Here is a 17,631-nt window from a genome sequence, read left to right as displayed (position 1 = left end):
TCAGAATGAAAACGAATCAGCCCCTCACCAGCGAGGAGCCAACAAAGGACGAGATCGATTTAATCGGGGTATTGGACGTCCTGGTCGCGTATCGTTGGTTCATCGTCAAGGCAATCCTGGTGTGTCTCACCATCGGCACCCTGTTTGCATACCTATATCCGCCGCTGTACACGGCAGATGCCCTCATTCAGGTTGAGGACAGCAGCGACATGGCTGCCGCCGCGGCACAGAGCCTGCTTGGCGATGTCTCGTCGCTGTTTGACTACAAGGCCACCGCAGCCGCCGAACAGCAGATCATGGAGTCCCGGCTCGTAGTGACGAGCGTCGTCGACGAGCTGCATGGTTACATCGTCGCCAAGCCCAAGCGTTTCCCGGTGATCGGGGACTTCATCTCACGCTTTAACGACACTATCACGCAACCTGGCGTCTTCGGACTCGGCGGCTTTGCATGGGGTACAGAAAGCATCGAAGTCGAGCAATTTGATGTCCCGCAACGGTTGGAGAGTGATCACTTTACGCTCACCGTTCTTTCTGGTGGCCAGTATCGACTGAGCGGTTGGGATCTGGACGCACCAATGATTGGCAAGATCGGTGTAACTCAAGTTACGCGTACTGGATACGGTCCTATTACGCTACACGTCAAATCGGCGAATGCACTCGCGGGCACGAAGTTCGAACTGGTTCGGAACTCCCGATTGGAAACAATTGAGACCATGCAGAAAGGTCTCGATATCGAAGAAAAAATTAAGCAATCAGACGTTCTGGTCGCGACTCTAAAAGGCCACGATCCGAAGCTCGTCCATGATGAGATGCTTGCTGTTGGGCGATACTACGTCAAACAGAATGTCGAGCGTAAGACACAAGACGCGGCGCAGTCGCTCGATTTCTTGAACGCGCAGTTGCCAATGATGAAGAGGCAGCTCGAGCTTTCGGAAGATCGGTACACGAGTCTGCGCAACCGAGAGGGGACAGTCGATCTTCCAGAGGAGGCGAAGATTGCGCTGCAGCAAAGTGCAGATGCGAAAACGCGTCTCCTAGAGCTGAAACAGAAGCGTGATGAGTTGGCCGCGCGTTACACCCCTACGCATCCCGAAGTCGTCGCACTTAATGCACAAATGGCGACGCTGGCGCTCCAGCAAAAGTCATTCGATCAAGAGATCAAGCGACTACCTGATCTTCAGCAGGACGCCGCGCGCCTCATGCTGGACGTAAAGGTCAATACCGACCTGTATATGGCTGTGATGAACAACATCCAGCAGCTGGAGTTGGTGCGCGCTGGCAAAACGGGAAGCGTACGAATCGTCGATACACCGGTGGTGCCGGAAGACGTCACCTTTCCGAACCGGCCTGTAACCATTTGCGCTGGCGCATTGATCGGTCTCCTGATCGGTATCGGTTTCGCGTTTGCACACGACTTCCTGTTTGCGGGCATTGACGAGCCTGACGAGATCGAGAAGGAGATTGGTCTGAGCGTGTATGCGACGATTCCCGCATCGCCCTATCAGCAGCGCATTGAGCGCCTTATTGCCAAGCGCGCGCCGGGTGATCGTCTGCTGGCGGAGGCGCATCCACGCGAACCTGCCATCGAGAGTCTACGCAGCTTGCGAACGGCATTGCAGTTCGCGATGGTCAACGCGCGGAACAACCTGATCCTTCTGTCGGGACCCATTCCCGGCGTTGGTAAGTCATTTGTTTCGGCCAATCTCGCCGCGATGCTAGCGTCTAGTGGCAAACGCATTCTTGTGATCGATGGTGACTTGCGAAAGGGTTATCTCCACGAATACTTCCGGCGCTCGCGCGAACGGGGACTGACCGATGTCGTAAGTGACGGTGTCCAGTTGAAGGATGCGATTCACCAGAACGTTGCACCGAATCTTGATTTCTTGTCGACCGGCGTATTGCCACCGAATGCCGCCGAGCTTTTGATGCACGCTCGTATTGAGGAGATTCTTGAAACCTGCTCGCGGGACTATGACCTTGTGCTCATTGACTCGCCGCCGGTTCTTGTTGTCACAGATGCGGTAATTCTCGCACGGCATTGCGCGACGGTGATGCTCGTCGTCCGAGCAGGGCAGACACGTATTGCGGAACTATCGGAAGCGGTAAAGCGATTCGCGCATAACGGCGTGAATGTCACTGGGGCTCTCCTGAACGGGGTCGATCCGCGCTCGGGCCGTCAAGCATATGGCCGGAAACACGGCGGATACCGTTACGTGCAGTACACGTACGAGGACGCCCGGCCCAGCTTCAGCGCTCGCTTGCGTCAGATGTTCACTAGTGGCCGGGGCCACTAATGGAACTTGAAACCGAGCGTCGGTCGACCGCGACGGTACACGTCGCCAGTCTGCGGCAGACGGAAAGAAGTGCGAGATGGAACAGTCTCGACCGGAAAATGCGAGTCGCGCTCGTCGTGGAAGCAGCGGCCGGCGGCGTAGCTGTGCATATCGCCGATTTGATCCGTGGCTTGCGCACATATCGTGCGATTGACATCCATCTCGTCATTCCAATCGGGGACCGCTTCGATGCCTCGATCATTGGCGAGGATGTACTCGCGCTATGCACGTCCGTCCATCGCATTCCGATGGTGCGTTCGGTCGGCCCTGCGGATATGGTGGCATTCGCTCATCTGTTCAGATGCTTGAATCGGATCAAGCCGGACATTGTCCACAGTCACAGTTCGAAGGCGGCCGCACTCTCGCGGGTCTGCTTTGGCCCGTGGAAACAGGTCTACACACCGCACGCCGTCTATACATTGAATCCATACCTGCAGCGCAGTGAGCGCCGGTTCTATGGACTGGTGGAACGGCTACTGGGGCGCTTCCGTACACATCGCATCATCGCGGTTTCCGAGGACGAGGCCGATCATCTGCGGCAGTCTCTGCGGATCCCGGCCGGTATTGTCGCGACGATCATCAACGGTGTCACGAAGCCTGACCTCGTTCCGCGGCACGATGCTCGTGTTGCTCTCGGTCTTCCGACGGACGTGTTCGTGATTGGGTTTGTGGGGCGACTCGAATTCCAGAAGGGCATTGATCGTCTGCTACGAATCGTCAATGCCATGAACGCAAAGGGCTTCACTAACGTGATATTCGCGGTCGTTGGACCCGGCGACTTTGCTGCGGCTGCAGGTGCCCAACGGAACGCGATTCCGGAAAACGTGCATCTAGTTGGATCGCTTCCGCATGCCCGACGCTACTTTTCCGCGTTCGACCTGTTGGCACTACCCAGCCGTTATGAAGGGTTTCCTTATGTGGCGCTCGAGGCGATGGCGGCGAACGTGCCGGTTATCTCGACGCGTGTATCGGGCGTTGCGGAGCTGATCGAAATCGAGGAGATCGGCATCGTCGTGCCGAATGAAGATGACACGCGGCAATTTGAAGAAGCCGCCGCAGCTCTCGTGAAAGACGATATTAAGCGGCGTCGTATGCGTGGGAATTGTGCGCTTGCCGTCGAACGTTTCTCGGCTGATCAGATGGTCAAAAAGACCGTTGATCTCTATCGCATATTGCTGCTCGAGGAATTCGCATGACGACGACACACGTGGCGCTACTGCACGCCTACAGTTCGAAGAACTCCGGCGACGGGCTTCTCGTCGATCTGTCGGTGTCCCTTTTGAAGCGTGCATTTGGCGAGGAGACTAAGGTTTCGATTGTCGCTGCAGCGCCTTCGTCATTCCCTGAATACTCGAATGTCCTTGGCGCTCCGGTGCTGGCCGACACTGGTATCGCTCGAATTTGCAACGCTTCCATGACGATGGTGCCTGTTACGCGAAATCGTCGCCTGGACGAGGTCCGATCGCTCTTGAATCGCGTGGACCTGGTTGTAGGTGTTGGAGGCGGCTATCTTCGGGCGCGTAACTGCATCGAGGCACTAAAGCTCGAAGCTGGCCATATTCTGCAGATGCGTGCCGCCAAAGCAGCGCGGAAACCGACGGTCTATCTGCCTCAGAGTATCGGACCGTCGATGCCGACATGGCCCGTTATGTCTCACTTGATAGGGATCCTCGGGACATATTCGACTGTATTTGTCCGTGACGACCGGTCTGCTTTCTTTCTCGCCTCAAACGCAAACACGCGCCGTGCGCCAGATCTGGCAGTCTTGGACTTCGGGCTGCGCAGTTCGGAAATCCTGAAGCGGGCGGAAGCTGCAAATCCAGATGTGCGCCATGTGGCATTCGTCTTACGTCGCGCACCTAGCTGGACTGCAAAACAGATCCGCCATTACGAGACGGCGACACGCTCACTAGTCGAAACGCTGAAAGGGCGTGCCCGGGTGAGCTTCGCCGTTCAAAGTACCGGTCGCGGTAACGATGATCTTGCCTACTACCGCAGCATTGGAATTGAACAGGAGATTCCTTCGCTGAAGGATCTGCTACGAACAGACAGGCCGGACGTCGTTGTTTCCGTGCGACTGCACGGCGCACTCGAATCGGTGTTGCACGGCGTGCCGGCGTTCCATCTGAGCTACGAGCGCAAGGGCTTTGGCGCATACACAGATCTCGGTATCAGCGGATGGGTCGCCAATGCTGCCGATTTTGATCCTGGCCGCGTCGCCACGACGATTATGATGCCAGGCGCGACCCGTGAATTCTGGCGTGGAACCCGTGCGGGATTTGATCGTATCCAGGTCGGCGCAGATGACGTGATGAATGCGCTTCGATTCGCGCGATGCGGCAACGTGTAACCGGTACGCAGACCATGATTTTTCGCATTAGTTTGCGGATCGTTTCGTTGGCGTTCAAGTTCGCATTGACGATCATCGTCGCGCGCACCTTGGGATTTGCTGCCGTAGCCGATTACGGGCTCGCGCTAGCCGTGTCGGTGGTGTCGTCAAAGGTATTGGGCCTTGGTTTCAGCACAGAGATTAATCGTCGCCTAAGCCTCGAAAATTCGGCGTCTACCATGCGCGACCTGCGGTCTTTGGTCGCGCTATACGCGGCCGTCTACATTTTTCTGGCTATCACAATAGCGACGCTTGACCACCTCACCCGCTTCGGGTCACTGTACGGCGTCGCCACCACCACGCTTTGGGGCGTGACTGCCGTAGCGCTATCAGAGCACGCCGCCCTTGAGGGGACGTCGTACTTGTTCTCGTTGCAAAAGGCGAGATCGGGGTCCGTCCTGCTCTTTCTGCGGACAGGCGCATGGGCGGCCGTAGCAATTCTCGGGCTGCTGTGTGGACTATTCCGATCCATCAGCGCGGTGTTCGCGCTCTGGTGTGCAACGAATGTTATTGCGGTGACCATCGCATGGTGGATGATCCGGAGAACCGGGGGCGGCCCTAAGCAGGCCGCTGCGAATTGTCCCCCGTCCCTGCCGCAGTCACCATTTCGCTCTGTCTGGTTCGACGGGTTGCCCTTCTATATCGCAACCATGGTGCTCTCTGGGCTGCAGTACGCCGAGCGCTTCGTTGTTAGCGGCGTCGTTAGTGCTGACATGCTCGGGCAGTACGTTTTCGCATGGTCAGTCGCCAACTCGATCCAGACTGTCTGCTATGCCACCATCGTCGTAACAGCGGCGCCCCGGCTGGCGCGAGCTTTGTCGTCGTCCCGCGGTGCGTTTATGAAGACCCTCTATCAAAGCCTTCTCTTCGCGGTCGTCATCACGTCCATAGCTGCGGCGCTAGTCTTGACGGGACACAAAGTCCTATTCCGTATGGCGCATGAGCCGAGCAATGAAAGCGAGTTTTTGACGCTTTCGGTGCTGCTCGTTTCTTTTGTCATGCGTTCTGTTTGCGATGTTCTTTGGAGCGGGATTGTCGCGTTGCGCAAAGGCAAGGACATGGCCATTTCCATTTCTGTGATCGCGGCGGTCAGCATACCGATGAACTACATCTTCGTAGGGCGATGGGCGACGCTCGGTGCTGCATTTGGTCATTTGCTTGCGAGTGCTTCGATCGTGACGACCTCGGCTCTAATTGCGCGCAGACAACGCGTGGTTACTGGAATATCCACTGTAGCGAAAGGGGTGACAAATGCTTCGTAAGATCCTCGCGTTCGGCCCTCTATTGAGCGACGGTGTCACGCGACTCATCGCTATAGTGCTCATTGTTTTGTACATTGCAATCTATGCGAAGGCGAGTCTGTTTTTGCCGGATTTCGTCTTCCGGGATTCCGACAAAATTCAATCGCAGATCGGCGGCTCAAACACATACCAAGACACCTCATTCGACGCGGTTGCGAAGTTTTACGCGGCGCTGGGCGATCTTGGGACGAGTTTGTTCGTGATATTTGTCGGTGCGACGTTCATCTGGTTGATGGTGCGTAGTTCGAAGAGAGTCGGACCTCTTCTATTGAATAACGTGCTGATCGCACCGTGCGTGTTCTTTAACCTGTTCGTCGCCAGCAAGGACACGCTTGTTGTCCTGATGTCCGTCACGCTCGTCCTGCTCGCGCGGATAGCCACAGTACGTGCAGTCACTCTTGCTGCGATCATCCTCTATGTTGGATATGCAGGGTTGGTGAGAATCTATTTCGTATTGATCGTCGCCGCCGCGTTCTTCATCTGGTTCTTTCGAACCGTACCGTTGCGCGGCAAAACAATAATTGCTCTGACGGTCATCGTCGGCCTGTACATGCTGCCAGATGCAGCATACACCGCGCTTCTCCACCCGCGGGACATGGCGGAAGACTATCTCATATCGGGATCGCCATACGGAGCGCGTACCGGCTTCTATAACCCGTTTGATCCGGTGTCGTTCCTGGCATTTTGCGGAGACTATGTTTACGCGATTCTGAAGCTCAATGTGCCCGTCATGTTTTTCCCGGGGCCGAAAGAAATCGCGATGCAGATATTTCTCTGGATCATGGTCGGTGCGGTGCTTTCCAGAAAGCGGCATGCGGAACCGAGTTTTCTCAACGGCAGCATGGATTTTCTCCTGTGCCTCGTGTTCGGGCACATGGCGATTTCGATGCTCTTTGAACCGGATCTCGGCAGTTACACGCGCCATCTATCGAGTGTCTCGCTGTTGTGTGCTTATGCACTTTCGAGGCTTACACCTTCATCACCCCGCCGCGGCGCCGCACTCTTGACGCGAAACTCTGCGACATCGAGTAACGAAGCTATTGCCGAAGCCCGAACTACTGGGGAAGGATGAGGAACGTGATCGATCAGAAATTGAGACCGGCAATCTATCGGAATGTGCAGGGTGCCCGTGGCCTCGCGGCGTTGATGGTCGTCGCATACCACGTTGGGTTACTTCCTTTTGGCCAATGCGGCGTCGATATTTTCTTCGTGATTAGCGGGTTCATCATGTCCCATGTCGCCCCACAGGAGCGAAGAAGGGACTTCCTTGCGAAGCGGTTGATCAGGATCGTGCCCCTCTACTGGATCTCCACAATTGGTGTCTATGCCGTGGGAGAAGTGAAGCCGAACTGGTTGCATACGACGAACGCCAGCGTCGGATACCTAGTGAAGTCGTTGCTTTTTATTCCATATCTCAAGGCAGACGGTCATTGGGGGCCATTGAACCTTAATGGATGGACGCTCGAATACGAGTTGATTTTCTATCTGGCCATTTGGGGTGTCCTGCATGTCGTCACGCCGCGATTCGCAACCGCCGCGGCCGCTGCAGCGCTCATTGTCTACAGCCTGCTGAGTGCGTGTCTTTCCACCTCGGAGAACATGGCGACGTATCTGGGGCAACCCTACGTCATCGAATTTGGTCTCGGGGTGGCGGCGTACTGGATCGTATATCTGGTTCCGCAGAGGGGACTATTCCACGCGGCGCGGATGGCGCTAATGATCTGTGCGGTATGTGCTATCCCCATCTATTTTTACGTTGTCGGTGCGCCAACTGGTTTCGTTCGAGTCGCCGCATATGGACTTCCCGCGCTAGCGTTAGTCACGACGTTGGTGCATATGGAAATGGGCGGATGCGCGACACAGAGCGTCCTGATCGCGAGACTAGGTGCGGCCAGCTACGCGATATACCTACTGCATCCATTCGTGATTGGCCTCGCGATGAAGGTTATCGGCCAAGAAATGCACATGACACCTTGGGCCGCTACCGGAGCATCATTGATCGCGATTTTCGTTGCTTGCGTTGTCGGGGACGCTTGCCATCTGTGGATTGAGCGACCGATCCTGTCGCGCGTGCGCGGACTATTCAAGCGCGCCGAGACGCATCGCGTGGGGGCCGCATGACTCACACATCTGCTCGTGCGGTACTTGTATGCTTGCTGTTTCTGTTGGGACTCGCTCAGCATGGGGGGGCTCACGCACAACTTCAGTTTAGCGAGTGGCATGCAATTGCGGGGAAGGGTGCGGCAGTAGGTGTGCAAGTGAAGATCGAACGCTTCACCATGCAGGATGCTTCGCGAATCAGAGACACTGGATTTCGCTTCGTCCGGTTCGGTGTATGGGTCAACTCCATGCATCGATTGGACTACCGAGCGAACGTCGAATCAGCGTTCCGTGCGGCCCGATCGGCTGGGCTTCCCGTTGTTGTCACTATCAGGTCCACCTCCCCACTCGCGCCAGTGAATAGTCGGGCGAACGTGCGTGAGGCGGATTTGCTTGTTGCAGGAGATGAGCTGGTAGCCGTCTTGCAGGAGATCGTCGGCGCACACAGAAGTGACATCCTGGCGATAGAACTTTGGAATGAACCCGAGCTATCTAAATATTGGCCTACCGGGGACGTATCCGCGACGTTCGCCTTCTACATGCAGCATGTTTGCAAGAAATTGAGACCGGTTCATGCGCAGGTACCAATCATTGGATACGCGTTTGCGACTGCCCCAGCACCTCAGTCGAAATCCGGACAGCTACTGCGGCAGTTAATGCCGCAATTGAAGACATGCGTGGATGCAGTTTCTTACCATGCTTACGGTATGTCGTTGCAGGATATTCGTGCGACTGCGGGCTACGTCCGAGATGAATACGGGGTTCCCGCAGTGATCACAGAGTGGGGCGTTTCGTCCTCGGTTCCCCTAATCGGGAAATTTCACCAAGCTCAAGCCGTAGAGTCTTTTTTAGCCGACGCGACGTCGATGCAGACGACTCTCATCTCCTTGTATGAGTGGCAGGACAGTGACGGCGCCTCGAAGGTCCGCGAGCGCGGTTTCGGTCTCGTGGATGGGAACGGTGACGAGAAGCCGGTCCTTGGAAGAGTGAGGGCCGCGCTTCATGCCGAGTGATACCGCGACCCATCTAGCGTCGACGGCGAGTTCCTTGCACGCATCTCGAAAGGCGAGCTATTGCGCGCGTGGTCAATGCGGCTGTCCACAAGATAACGACCAAGGCCTCACCTATGACAAAGGCCGCCGCTGTGGCGATGATCGCTTTTACCTTCCTCATTCGTTGCTCGCAGGGCGTTCGTCAAGGATCTTGGACGGGCACACATAAGGTTAATTCTATGCGGAAATCGTTGACAGCCTCCGTGGAGATCAGCGGCTAACCGACGTCGCCACATTTCACACGCCCCGGCAAGAACCGTTGCTTGTCGGATGGGACAGTTTTTTTCGTAGCTTTGAAGGTAGGGGAATGAAGGAACTTGAGTCGCTAAAAAAGCGCCGCGACGAACTGCATGCTGAACTTGCATCAATCGCGGATCAGATCGAAGCAGTTATGGCCGATGAAAAAGTGCAAGTGATTGCGAGCATTCGGGCGTTGATCGACGAATATCGGATCGATCCGAAAGAAATCGGCATGCGGGTGAAGCGCGCACCCCATAAAGCTGCACCGACACGCGGGGTCCTTCCGGCGAAGTATCAGGATCCGAAATCCGGCAAGACATGGAGCGGTCGCGGTCGCGCGCCCGAGTGGCTCGCCAACGCGCAACCGTAACAAGTTCCTGATCGAGTCCTGACGCGATGCAGACCGAAACAAGAGCCAAGCTGCATGCGCCGCTGTTCTGTAGAGGTTTCCGCGCGTGCGACGTCGCGCTCGTCTATCTCGCCGCGTGCGGGCTGCTCACGAATATCACGCTGCTATTCGCATGGCACCACACAGGATGGAAGTACGTAGAGGCTCTGACATTGCCGCTCACCGTTCTATGCATGTTTCGCAATCGCATGGCCTATCACTATCTGACCGCGCTTCTGTTCTGCGACTTCATCGAAGAGATCTATCGCGCGTTCGAGTCATGGTTCGACAGGCCGCTGCCGGTCGCGCAATGGGAGGTGCCAGCAATGCATCTTTCCCAGGCCGCGACGTACTTCGTTCTCCATTTCCTGTTCGCGGCGCAGGCCGCCCAGCTGCTCGAGCGCGAAGCTGAAGCGGCGTGTCCCGGTCCACTGCGATCGGTGCATCGCCGGCGGCATAGATGTGTTTCAACGCAGTAAGCGGGTCACGGTCGTCCCGCGGAAAACGACCGACGTCAAAAACCAAGGAAAAGAAGTCAAATGCATCAGGTACCACAATTCAGAAAAATGATCCGCCTTGCACAGGTTGCCATCGCCATCGGCGCGTCTGTGGCGCTCGTGGCATGCGGGGGCAGTGATCACAGTTCGACGCAAACGGATGCGAACAATCCGCCGGCAGCGCTTCCGCCGGGTGGTGTGAAGCTGCAGGTGGTTTCGTTCGGCGATAGCCTGTCGGACGTCGGCACCTACGCGCCGGTCGCATCGCAGTTCGGTGGTGGCCGCTATACGACCAACCCGGGCCAAAACTGGACGCAGCTCGTCGCGACCTATTACGGCGATACGCTCACCGCAGCTCAGACCGGTGGCTTCGGCGGGGCACCGGTCGACAACCCGAATGGCTATAGCTATGCGCAAGGCGGTGCGATTGTTGAGGGCACCGATGGCAGCGGCGGTATCGGATGGCTGCCGAACAATGCGGGTCCGTTGACGATCCCGGTGCAGCAGCAGCTTTCTAACTATTTCACTGCGCATGGCCATGCGTTCAACGCAAATCAGCTGGTGCTGGTCGAGGGCGGTGCGAATGACATTCTGAAGGCGCTGTCGGCATTGAGCGCGCCACAGGAAGAAGTACGTTCTAGCGCATCGACGCAGCGCGTGGCATTGGCTGCATCGACTGTCGCTCTGCCTCCTGCAACCGTACAGGCGCTTCAGGCTGCCGTTTCGCAACAGATCGAGAACATTACCAACATCATCGCTGCGGGCGCACAGCATGTTGTCGTCGTGAACGTCCCGGACCTGGCTGCGACGCCGTACATTTCGACGCTTCCCGCCTCGCAGCAGGCGGTTGCCGGATTGCTCACGCCGCTGGCCGTGGAAGCGTTCAACGATGGGCTGAAGACGGGGCTGAATAGCGCACACATGTTGGAGCACGTCGTCTTCATCGATGCGCAGACATGGCTGGATGGCGAGGTCGCGAACGCCCCCGCGCTCGGCTTCAAAGTCTCGAACACCGACACCGCATGTGATCTGACGAAGATGGCATCGCAGGCTCCGGCGCCTTTCAACGCTAGCCCGGCGACGGCGCAGGCATTCGCGAGCTCGCTGTTCTGCTCGGCCCCGTGGTTCAAGGAAGACGGCGCGGACCAGTCATATATGTTTGCTGACACCGTCCATCCGACGACGAAGCTGTACGCGCTGTTCGCTCAGTATGTTCAGCAGCAAATTGCCGCCGCTGGCTTGGGTAAGTAAAAGCAGTTAGTGGTTGAGGCGTCGGCCCGCGAGAAGCAGTGCCGACGCCGTAGCTGCCTCAAACACCCGAAAAAACATGATATTCACTAATCCCCCAAGGTCGCGGCTCGAGACCTTTGCTCGCCTGATGTTTACGAGTCTGTTCTGGCTCAGCGGTTCTCTGAAGCTCATCGATTTCCCGGGCGCCGTCGAAGAGATGAAGTTCTTTCATCTGCCGTTCCCCGTCGCGACGGCGGCGCTGATGGTCTTTGTCCTGATCGTCCCGTCCGTACTGATCGTGGCCGACTGGTTGCCGTGCACCGGGGTCATGATGCTCGTGCTATTCACGCTGGCCACGATTCCAATCGCGCACGACTTCTGGCACATGCAGGGCATGCAGGCGGTCGCAGAGCAGCGCGTGGTGCTCGAGCACATCAGCCTGGTCGGGGGTCTGCTCATGATCACGTTTGCGCGGAGGACCAGGTAACGCGGATTTCGGGGTCAGCTTTGGTGTGCGTCTCTATTGCGAAAATCGATATCGAATAGTGTAAAAACTAGGCGAATCAATGAGTTGCAACGTTCGGAATACTACGGGATCATGCGACCGCGCTGAGACATCAGCGACCAGTTTGGCGACTGGCTAGAAGGGGCGGATAGCCGCCGTTGTGCGGCTTTTTTTGTTCGTCGCTTCTGTGCGTCCCATGGGCGGGCGGAGCAGGGAGACCTCGTGTCTGCCGGTGCCCCTTCCGGTTCGCCAACCTTGCTTTTGCTCGCCCGCCACCGTTTGGCGACGGTTGGTGGGCACTTCGGAACAGAGGGGCTTCACCATGACTGAGACCGCGCGCACATCTGCGCATCTGCTTACCCACGTCATCTCGCACACTGCCGGCTCGGTATCCACCGCTTCGCCGCTCGGCTCTGCCACGACCGTCTACGCGAGCGTCGAAATGCATATCGCGCGCGACCGCCACTCCGGTAATACCTTCGGGTTGGTCCTCGAAACAGTTTCAGCCGCGCAGGCCATGCTCGCGCAAGCAGCGCGGAGCCTGTCGAAATGAGCACCCAGGTGAAGAATAGCATTGCCCGACTGCGGTCCGAAGCACGGCATTTCCGGGATCTCGCCGCGGGCAAACAACGGGAAATCCAGGAGATGCAGAAGCGGCCCGTCGTCTTGAGCGAACGCGTCGCGATGATGGAGGCAGGTTTGCGCCGCATCGACTATAAGCGGTCTGCGGACGAATGCGACCGGAAGATCGCGGAGCTGCGCGCTCAGCAGTAGCCGGGAATCAGTAGGTCCGAACGAGATAAAGCTTTCATATTAATTAGGCATACAAAATAAAAGGGGTTGCATATGTGGATTTGTCAGAATCAGGCGTTTCTTTCGATCGTTGCCAGTAAGGATCCGGCGAGCTTGTCGGTGCGCGCTCGACGCAAGGGCGATATCGAAGAGGTGTTCGGAACGAAATACGAGGTCTTTGTACTGCCGGGCCGCGACTACGGCTTTCGCGCGCTGATCCCGCGCGAGGTGGTCGGCGTGGCCATCGCCGAGTCGATCAGCAAGATTGACTACTCCAACTTCAAGGATAGCGTTGCCGACGCGGCGCTGCACGACGCCTACATGCGCGTCTGGAACGTCATGGAAAAGTTGCAGGAGATTCCGGCGTACAGCACGAAACCGCGCCCGGGCTTTGCGGCGCACCCGGTTCGCCGGAAGGGTTGAGCGTCATGGTAATTGCGAAGGAAGACCGAGGCGTTGCGATCACGGTCGCGGTTATCTCGGCAGTGTTCGGCGTGATCATCGCTTCGGCGATCGCGACGGCTTTGCATCCTGCGGCGCCGGCGTTGGCAACGCATAGCACCGGGACGGAAGTAGGGACGGGGGTTGCCATGCCGCCCGCTGCCGATCCTCTGGTACTGCGCGTGTCGGCTTGCATCGACGCGATGCGTGCTGCGCGATAACGGATCACTGAGACAAATATGAAATCGCTTCAACAGACTGCGCTGGTATCCGGAAGCACCTACTCGATGTCGAAGGTGCGCACATTTCGCGGGCGCGATGGTTATGGCTTTCACGCGGTTCTAAATCGGGATGGTGCCGCTGTCGCCGACGTGAGGGATCACGCGTCCGGTGGCCCCGTCGACTTTCATTGGCGCGACGTTGCAGCCCATCGGGTCGCTTTTACGACGTTCGACCACGATGACTCGCTGGTTCAGCGTACGGGGACGCCTGAGGAGGCGCTCTTTGTTGCGCATTGTAACGCGCGGGGTACGTACGAATCGTACGGGCTGACATTGCGATACACGCCGGATGTCGTCGCCGACGAGATGGCATTCGATGTCGACAACCGCCGGCGCGTCGCGTTGCGGCTGAAACGCACGTACAAGAAGCATGTCGTGTTCGTCAATAACGGCCAGGAGTGCTTCTGCCGGTCATCGCGCCCCGACGTTGACCCGATGACGTTGGTGCCCGGTGTAAAGGAGCGTCATCCCAACGCGATCATTCTGAACACGATGCCCATCGAGCAGGCCGTCGAGATCTGCATGGAGCTTGCTCGAGCTTCGGCAAGTGGGGCGGGCGATTAATGGAAAAGATCATGAAGATAAAAGCATTCTCGATTTCAATGCTAGTGCTGAGCGCCGCACTCGCGGCCTGCAAGCCGTCCACGCCGTCCGCTGAATCGGCATTCCGACCGGCCCATGGATACGTGAAGCATGAAGGTCCGCTCTACGCATACGAGACCGGCCAAGGTCAGCCGCTGCTGATCGTACGACAGGTCGATGCGGTGGCGCTGTCGCCGTCCCTGATGATGTTGGTGGACGTTCAGCACGACACAAGCTACACCTGCGAGCGGCCATGCGAGTTCGTCACTCGCGTGAAGGACGGCGACGATGGGGATTCAAACGAGTCCGACACGCTTCGCAACGAACCCGGCACCGCGCTCAATCTCGCACTCGATGACGCAATGCATGGTCGGCTCGACACAACGCCACTAATGTGGGAGCCGGGTATGCCGACCGGCCGCTCGAACTGAGGGCGCGCGTCCATGCATCTATACGACGTGTTCTTTAATGGCGTTCGCGTCGGCGAAGCTTGGGCGACAGGCGCGACGGCAGCTATCCGTGAGTTCACCGGCCAGTCGACGGTCGAGGAGGGCTATACTGCGCGCCGAGCTGACCTCGCTACCTGATGAACGATGGACGAAACAACCACTCCTGTGCCGCGACGCCGCTATCGCAAAGGAATCATCTGGCGCAATCCGCGCGTCAAGATTCTTGAGGATCTCCTTGGCGTGATCAATCGCGAAATTGCGCATCTGGAGTGGCTTCAAGAATACGAACGCGCCGCTGTGCGGGACCGCGTGGGCGAGACGAGTCCGAGTCCTTTCACGAAGTAAACGCTATGGACCAAGCCCCGATGAGCCAACCCCGCGCGCTGCGTGATCCTGCCGTCGTCCCTATCGTGAACTTCGAACGCTCGCGCGCGGCAACAGAGCTACAGTACGCACGCGTCGCAAACGCGCAGACGTATTCTTAAAAAAATGAAAACTGAGGCTTGGTAATGACCACTTTCTCCTTTCGCGCCGAGTGCGCAGCAGATGTAAACCAATTTCAGCATGCCTGCGATGCCGCGCAGCTGGCCGTTCGCTGGATGCAATTTCCTGATGGGCAGTTTCCCGACGTTGAAGTCGAGATCGATGCCGATGCAACGCTCGCGGATTTGCAGCAGATCGCGCGCAGTGCGACCGACGGGCACATCGTGCTCCAGACGCTTCGCGCGTGCGCTCTGCACGATAACCCGTTGACCCGTGATTTCAATTTGCATTGAGATCGGAGGAATATCATGAAAATGAAAGCTTTCCTTTCTCGTGCGATCCTCATGTGTGCCGCGGCTGCGGCGTGCACAGCATCACACGCTGGCAATCTCGCAGATGCCGCGCGCGCGCAGTCCGAAATCGACAACAGTGCGCAATCCCAGGCGCATCTCAAACAGGTATCCGAACAGCTGCACGACGAGGCCTCGAAGATCGCCATCGAGGTGATGGGTCGCTTCTATGCGCAGGCGTCGAAGGCCGGTATCAAGTTCGATGCGGTCGACCTGAAGCCGAAGCCGGGGAGTGGCGACTACACGCTCTGGATCACGGAGCAGTCGCGCGACAACGGTCGATTTGTTGTGGCGTACACGGGGACGTCCGGGCCGACGCCATGGGTGAACATCCGTGGATACGGTCTTACAGACGCGGGTGTTTACTTCGACGAAGCCGACGGCTCGAACTGGAAAGAGAACGGCTGCAGCGATCTCGCGGCCATGTCGTGCATCTGCCGTCTTGATGCGCTCGGCGAGCATTCGATGCCGTGCACGGAGTTCTTCGACAAGAGCAAACGGGCCGGACTCGAAGACAAACTCGTGGCCTTCATGAACGACGGTCTCGTGGCGCGCCTGAAGCAACGCGCCGGCAACGCGGCCGACTAAACGATCACCTTCGCCTCGGAGACGCGGTTTTGCCAACCCGGTCGACCGCGTCCTTTGGGTGCCCCGCACGGGGCACCCCTTTTTCGATAACGCCGGAGATCTACATATGAAGGCTCCGCACGAATCCTTCTTCGCGCTGCGCAAGCCATGCGCTAACTGTCCTTTTCGCACACACGGCGCGATCGAACTGGCACCGGGGCGGCTCGCCGGAATTGTCGACGGCCTGGTCAACGATGACCGGAGCACGTTCCATTGCCACAAAACGGTCCACAACGACCGCACAGGTGGCGAATGGGACGACGAAGGCACATACCACGCTAGCGGCTCTGAGAGCATGTGTGCGGGCGCAATGATCTATCTCGAGAAGTTAGGGCGTCCCACGGTCGCGATGCGCCTGGCAGTTTTGTTCAAGCTCTACGATCCGGCGCGACTGCTCCCGCACTACGGTTCCGTCATTGATCCGGCGAGCGGGCGATAACATCATTTCAGCGGCCCCTTCGCTGGCCGCAAAGGAAACTACATGAACAAGAAGCTGGCAGGGATTGCCGCGCTGTGCCTGACGCTCACGTTCCGCGTTGCTCACGCCGCTGATCCGCACGCATCGGTGCAAGAGGGAAACATCGTTTACACGGCAGCTAATGGCGCGACCGAGGTTCTGACCGAGACGGGTGCTGATAGTGCGCCTATCATGTCGCCTGACGGCAAGCTGATAGCATTCACGCGCCTCACGCGTGCGGCTGACGAGGAGGACTTTGAACCCCCCGTGAGCGATCTCTGGGTGCTTGATATCGCAAGCCATAAGGCCACACGGCTCGTCACCGGCAAGCGTCAAGGAGACGAAGACTCGAAGCTAGTGCTCGCTGGCATTGACCGTCCGGTCTTCTCGCCCGATGGCGCGACCGTCTACTTCATGACCGCTGCATGGACTACGTCCGGAGCAATCCACGCGGTGCCGTCTGTAGGCGGTCGGCAGCGGTTCGTGACTGACGGAAACTCGCTTGATGTCGTCACGCGGGGGAAATACACGGGCGCGCTGCTCGTCCGAAAGCATCGTTATATGGACGGCCACGGTTCGTGGGATCCTGAGGTGCTCGTCTCGCCAGCGGGCAAGGAGATCAAGGTCGTGGGGGAGGGGCGCAATGCGCTGACGAGCGTCGAATCGGAGAGATAGCCGACGTACAAAAGTCGCTGGGGGACTTTCGGACAATTCCCACACGTCGTCTTTGCAGCTAACATTCGGCTTGGTCTTTCAAGCAGTTCTCGTCTATTCCCCGTAGCGAGACTATTGTTTAGGGCGCTCTTAGGAGCGCCTTTTTTCATTCTGGGATCCGAAAAAGCAGAAGCCGCGCATGTAGGCGGGGCTTCTAGCGCTACGGTCCGAATCCGCTTACCCAGACTTAGCTGGACCCCTTGTGAGGGCGGGCAGTCCCTTGCATCGGCTTATAGGACGTCATTGGGAGCGCATCGTACCGAACGCTCGAAGCGCGGTCAACAATGTGTTGATTTGCGCGGAACCCTGACCCGGGGGGGATGCGGACAAAATCCTGGACTACCTGGAGGGTAGTTCATGTATTCATACGCAGACCGCATCCGCGCAGTCAGGCTGTACATCAAACTGGGGCGACGTGTC

At 57.8% G+C, this 17,631-nt stretch carries 21 protein-coding genes; all 21 read left to right on the top strand.

Annotation, left to right across the window (positions count from 1 at the left end; all coding sequences use genetic code 11):
- The first annotated feature begins 5 nt into the window (after positions 1 to 5).
- The 21 genes from ACYVNQ_RS04365 (at position 6) to ACYVNQ_RS04265 (ending at position 17,172) form a co-directional block, all read left to right on the top strand.
- Positions 6 to 2,294, top strand: a complete 2,289-nt coding sequence (locus ACYVNQ_RS04365) for a polysaccharide biosynthesis tyrosine autokinase (protein ID WP_460901051.1) — start codon at positions 6 to 8, stop codon at positions 2,292 to 2,294.
- Positions 2,294 to 3,529: a glycosyltransferase gene (locus tag ACYVNQ_RS04360; protein ID WP_460901050.1), complete on the top strand. Its 1,236-nt coding sequence runs from the start codon at positions 2,294 to 2,296 to the stop codon at positions 3,527 to 3,529. Before ACYVNQ_RS04365 ends, ACYVNQ_RS04360 begins: the two co-directional genes overlap by 1 nt.
- Positions 3,526 to 4,683 carry a polysaccharide pyruvyl transferase family protein gene (locus ACYVNQ_RS04355; protein WP_460901049.1) on the top strand — a complete coding sequence of 386 codons (1,158 nt, stop codon included), beginning with the start codon at positions 3,526 to 3,528 and terminating at the stop codon, positions 4,681 to 4,683. The genes ACYVNQ_RS04360 and ACYVNQ_RS04355 overlap by 4 nt, the downstream gene beginning before the upstream one ends.
- Before the next feature lie 14 nt (positions 4,684 to 4,697).
- The gene (locus tag ACYVNQ_RS04350) at positions 4,698 to 5,984 is read left to right on the top strand and encodes a lipopolysaccharide biosynthesis protein (RefSeq protein WP_460901048.1); all 1,287 of its coding nucleotides are present in this window, start codon (positions 4,698 to 4,700) and stop codon (positions 5,982 to 5,984) included.
- Positions 5,974 to 7,095, top strand: coding sequence for a hypothetical protein (locus ACYVNQ_RS04345; protein ID WP_460901047.1), 1,122 nt, complete (start codon positions 5,974 to 5,976; stop codon positions 7,093 to 7,095). Before ACYVNQ_RS04350 ends, ACYVNQ_RS04345 begins: the two co-directional genes overlap by 11 nt.
- Positions 7,096 to 7,100: 5 nt before the next feature.
- Complete coding sequence (locus tag ACYVNQ_RS04340) at positions 7,101 to 8,144, top strand: acyltransferase family protein (protein WP_460901046.1); 1,044 nt, start codon at positions 7,101 to 7,103, stop codon at positions 8,142 to 8,144.
- 137 nt (positions 8,145 to 8,281) lie between these two features.
- Positions 8,282 to 9,136: a cellulase family glycosylhydrolase gene (locus tag ACYVNQ_RS04335; protein WP_460901045.1), complete on the top strand. Its 855-nt coding sequence runs from the start codon at positions 8,282 to 8,284 to the stop codon at positions 9,134 to 9,136.
- Between the two features lie 346 nt (positions 9,137 to 9,482).
- Complete coding sequence (locus ACYVNQ_RS04330; RefSeq protein ID WP_460901044.1) at positions 9,483 to 9,785, top strand: H-NS histone family protein; 303 nt, start codon at positions 9,483 to 9,485, stop codon at positions 9,783 to 9,785.
- Positions 9,786 to 10,012: 227 nt separating this feature from the next.
- On the top strand, positions 10,013 to 10,282 hold the full coding sequence (locus tag ACYVNQ_RS04325; protein WP_460901043.1) for a hypothetical protein: 270 nt from the start codon (positions 10,013 to 10,015) through the stop codon (positions 10,280 to 10,282).
- Positions 10,283 to 10,342: 60 nt separating this feature from the next.
- On the top strand, positions 10,343 to 11,551 hold the full coding sequence (locus tag ACYVNQ_RS04320) for an SGNH/GDSL hydrolase family protein (protein WP_460901042.1): 1,209 nt from the start codon (positions 10,343 to 10,345) through the stop codon (positions 11,549 to 11,551).
- A gap of 76 nt (positions 11,552 to 11,627) precedes the next feature.
- A complete protein-coding gene (locus tag ACYVNQ_RS04315) occupies positions 11,628 to 12,017 on the top strand; it encodes a DoxX family protein (protein WP_460901041.1) in 390 nt (129 codons plus the stop codon).
- Between the two features lie 310 nt (positions 12,018 to 12,327).
- Positions 12,328 to 12,588 carry a hypothetical protein gene (locus tag ACYVNQ_RS04310; protein ID WP_460901040.1) on the top strand — a complete coding sequence of 87 codons (261 nt, stop codon included), beginning with the start codon at positions 12,328 to 12,330 and terminating at the stop codon, positions 12,586 to 12,588.
- The gene (locus ACYVNQ_RS04305; RefSeq protein ID WP_460901039.1) at positions 12,585 to 12,809 is read left to right on the top strand and encodes a hypothetical protein; all 225 of its coding nucleotides are present in this window, start codon (positions 12,585 to 12,587) and stop codon (positions 12,807 to 12,809) included. Before ACYVNQ_RS04310 ends, ACYVNQ_RS04305 begins: the two co-directional genes overlap by 4 nt.
- Positions 12,810 to 12,881: 72 nt before the next feature.
- A complete protein-coding gene (locus ACYVNQ_RS04300; protein ID WP_460901038.1) occupies positions 12,882 to 13,250 on the top strand; it encodes a hypothetical protein in 369 nt (122 codons plus the stop codon).
- A gap of 305 nt (positions 13,251 to 13,555) precedes the next feature.
- The gene (locus ACYVNQ_RS04295) at positions 13,556 to 14,113 is read left to right on the top strand and encodes a hypothetical protein (RefSeq protein WP_460901037.1); all 558 of its coding nucleotides are present in this window, start codon (positions 13,556 to 13,558) and stop codon (positions 14,111 to 14,113) included.
- Positions 14,113 to 14,562 (top strand): hypothetical protein, encoded by a 450-nt coding sequence (locus ACYVNQ_RS04290; RefSeq protein WP_460901036.1) that lies wholly within the window; start codon positions 14,113 to 14,115, stop codon positions 14,560 to 14,562. Before ACYVNQ_RS04295 ends, ACYVNQ_RS04290 begins: the two co-directional genes overlap by 1 nt.
- Before the next feature lie 162 nt (positions 14,563 to 14,724).
- A complete protein-coding gene (locus ACYVNQ_RS04285) occupies positions 14,725 to 14,925 on the top strand; it encodes a hypothetical protein (RefSeq protein ID WP_460901035.1) in 201 nt (66 codons plus the stop codon).
- A gap of 164 nt (positions 14,926 to 15,089) precedes the next feature.
- A complete protein-coding gene (locus ACYVNQ_RS04280) occupies positions 15,090 to 15,356 on the top strand; it encodes a hypothetical protein (RefSeq protein WP_460901034.1) in 267 nt (88 codons plus the stop codon).
- A 15-nt stretch (positions 15,357 to 15,371) separates the two neighbouring features.
- Positions 15,372 to 16,001: a hypothetical protein gene (locus ACYVNQ_RS04275; protein WP_460901033.1), complete on the top strand. Its 630-nt coding sequence runs from the start codon at positions 15,372 to 15,374 to the stop codon at positions 15,999 to 16,001.
- A gap of 106 nt (positions 16,002 to 16,107) precedes the next feature.
- On the top strand, positions 16,108 to 16,479 hold the full coding sequence (locus ACYVNQ_RS04270) for a hypothetical protein (protein WP_460901032.1): 372 nt from the start codon (positions 16,108 to 16,110) through the stop codon (positions 16,477 to 16,479).
- A 42-nt stretch (positions 16,480 to 16,521) separates the two neighbouring features.
- Positions 16,522 to 17,172: a TolB family protein gene (locus ACYVNQ_RS04265; RefSeq protein ID WP_460901031.1), complete on the top strand. Its 651-nt coding sequence runs from the start codon at positions 16,522 to 16,524 to the stop codon at positions 17,170 to 17,172.
- Positions 17,173 to 17,631: the final 459 nt, after the last annotated feature.

The sequence above is a fragment of the Paraburkholderia jirisanensis genome (assembly GCF_054782355.1).
The sequence above is the reverse complement of the archived record's forward strand: the minus strand, read 5'-3'. Positions and strand labels throughout refer to the sequence as shown.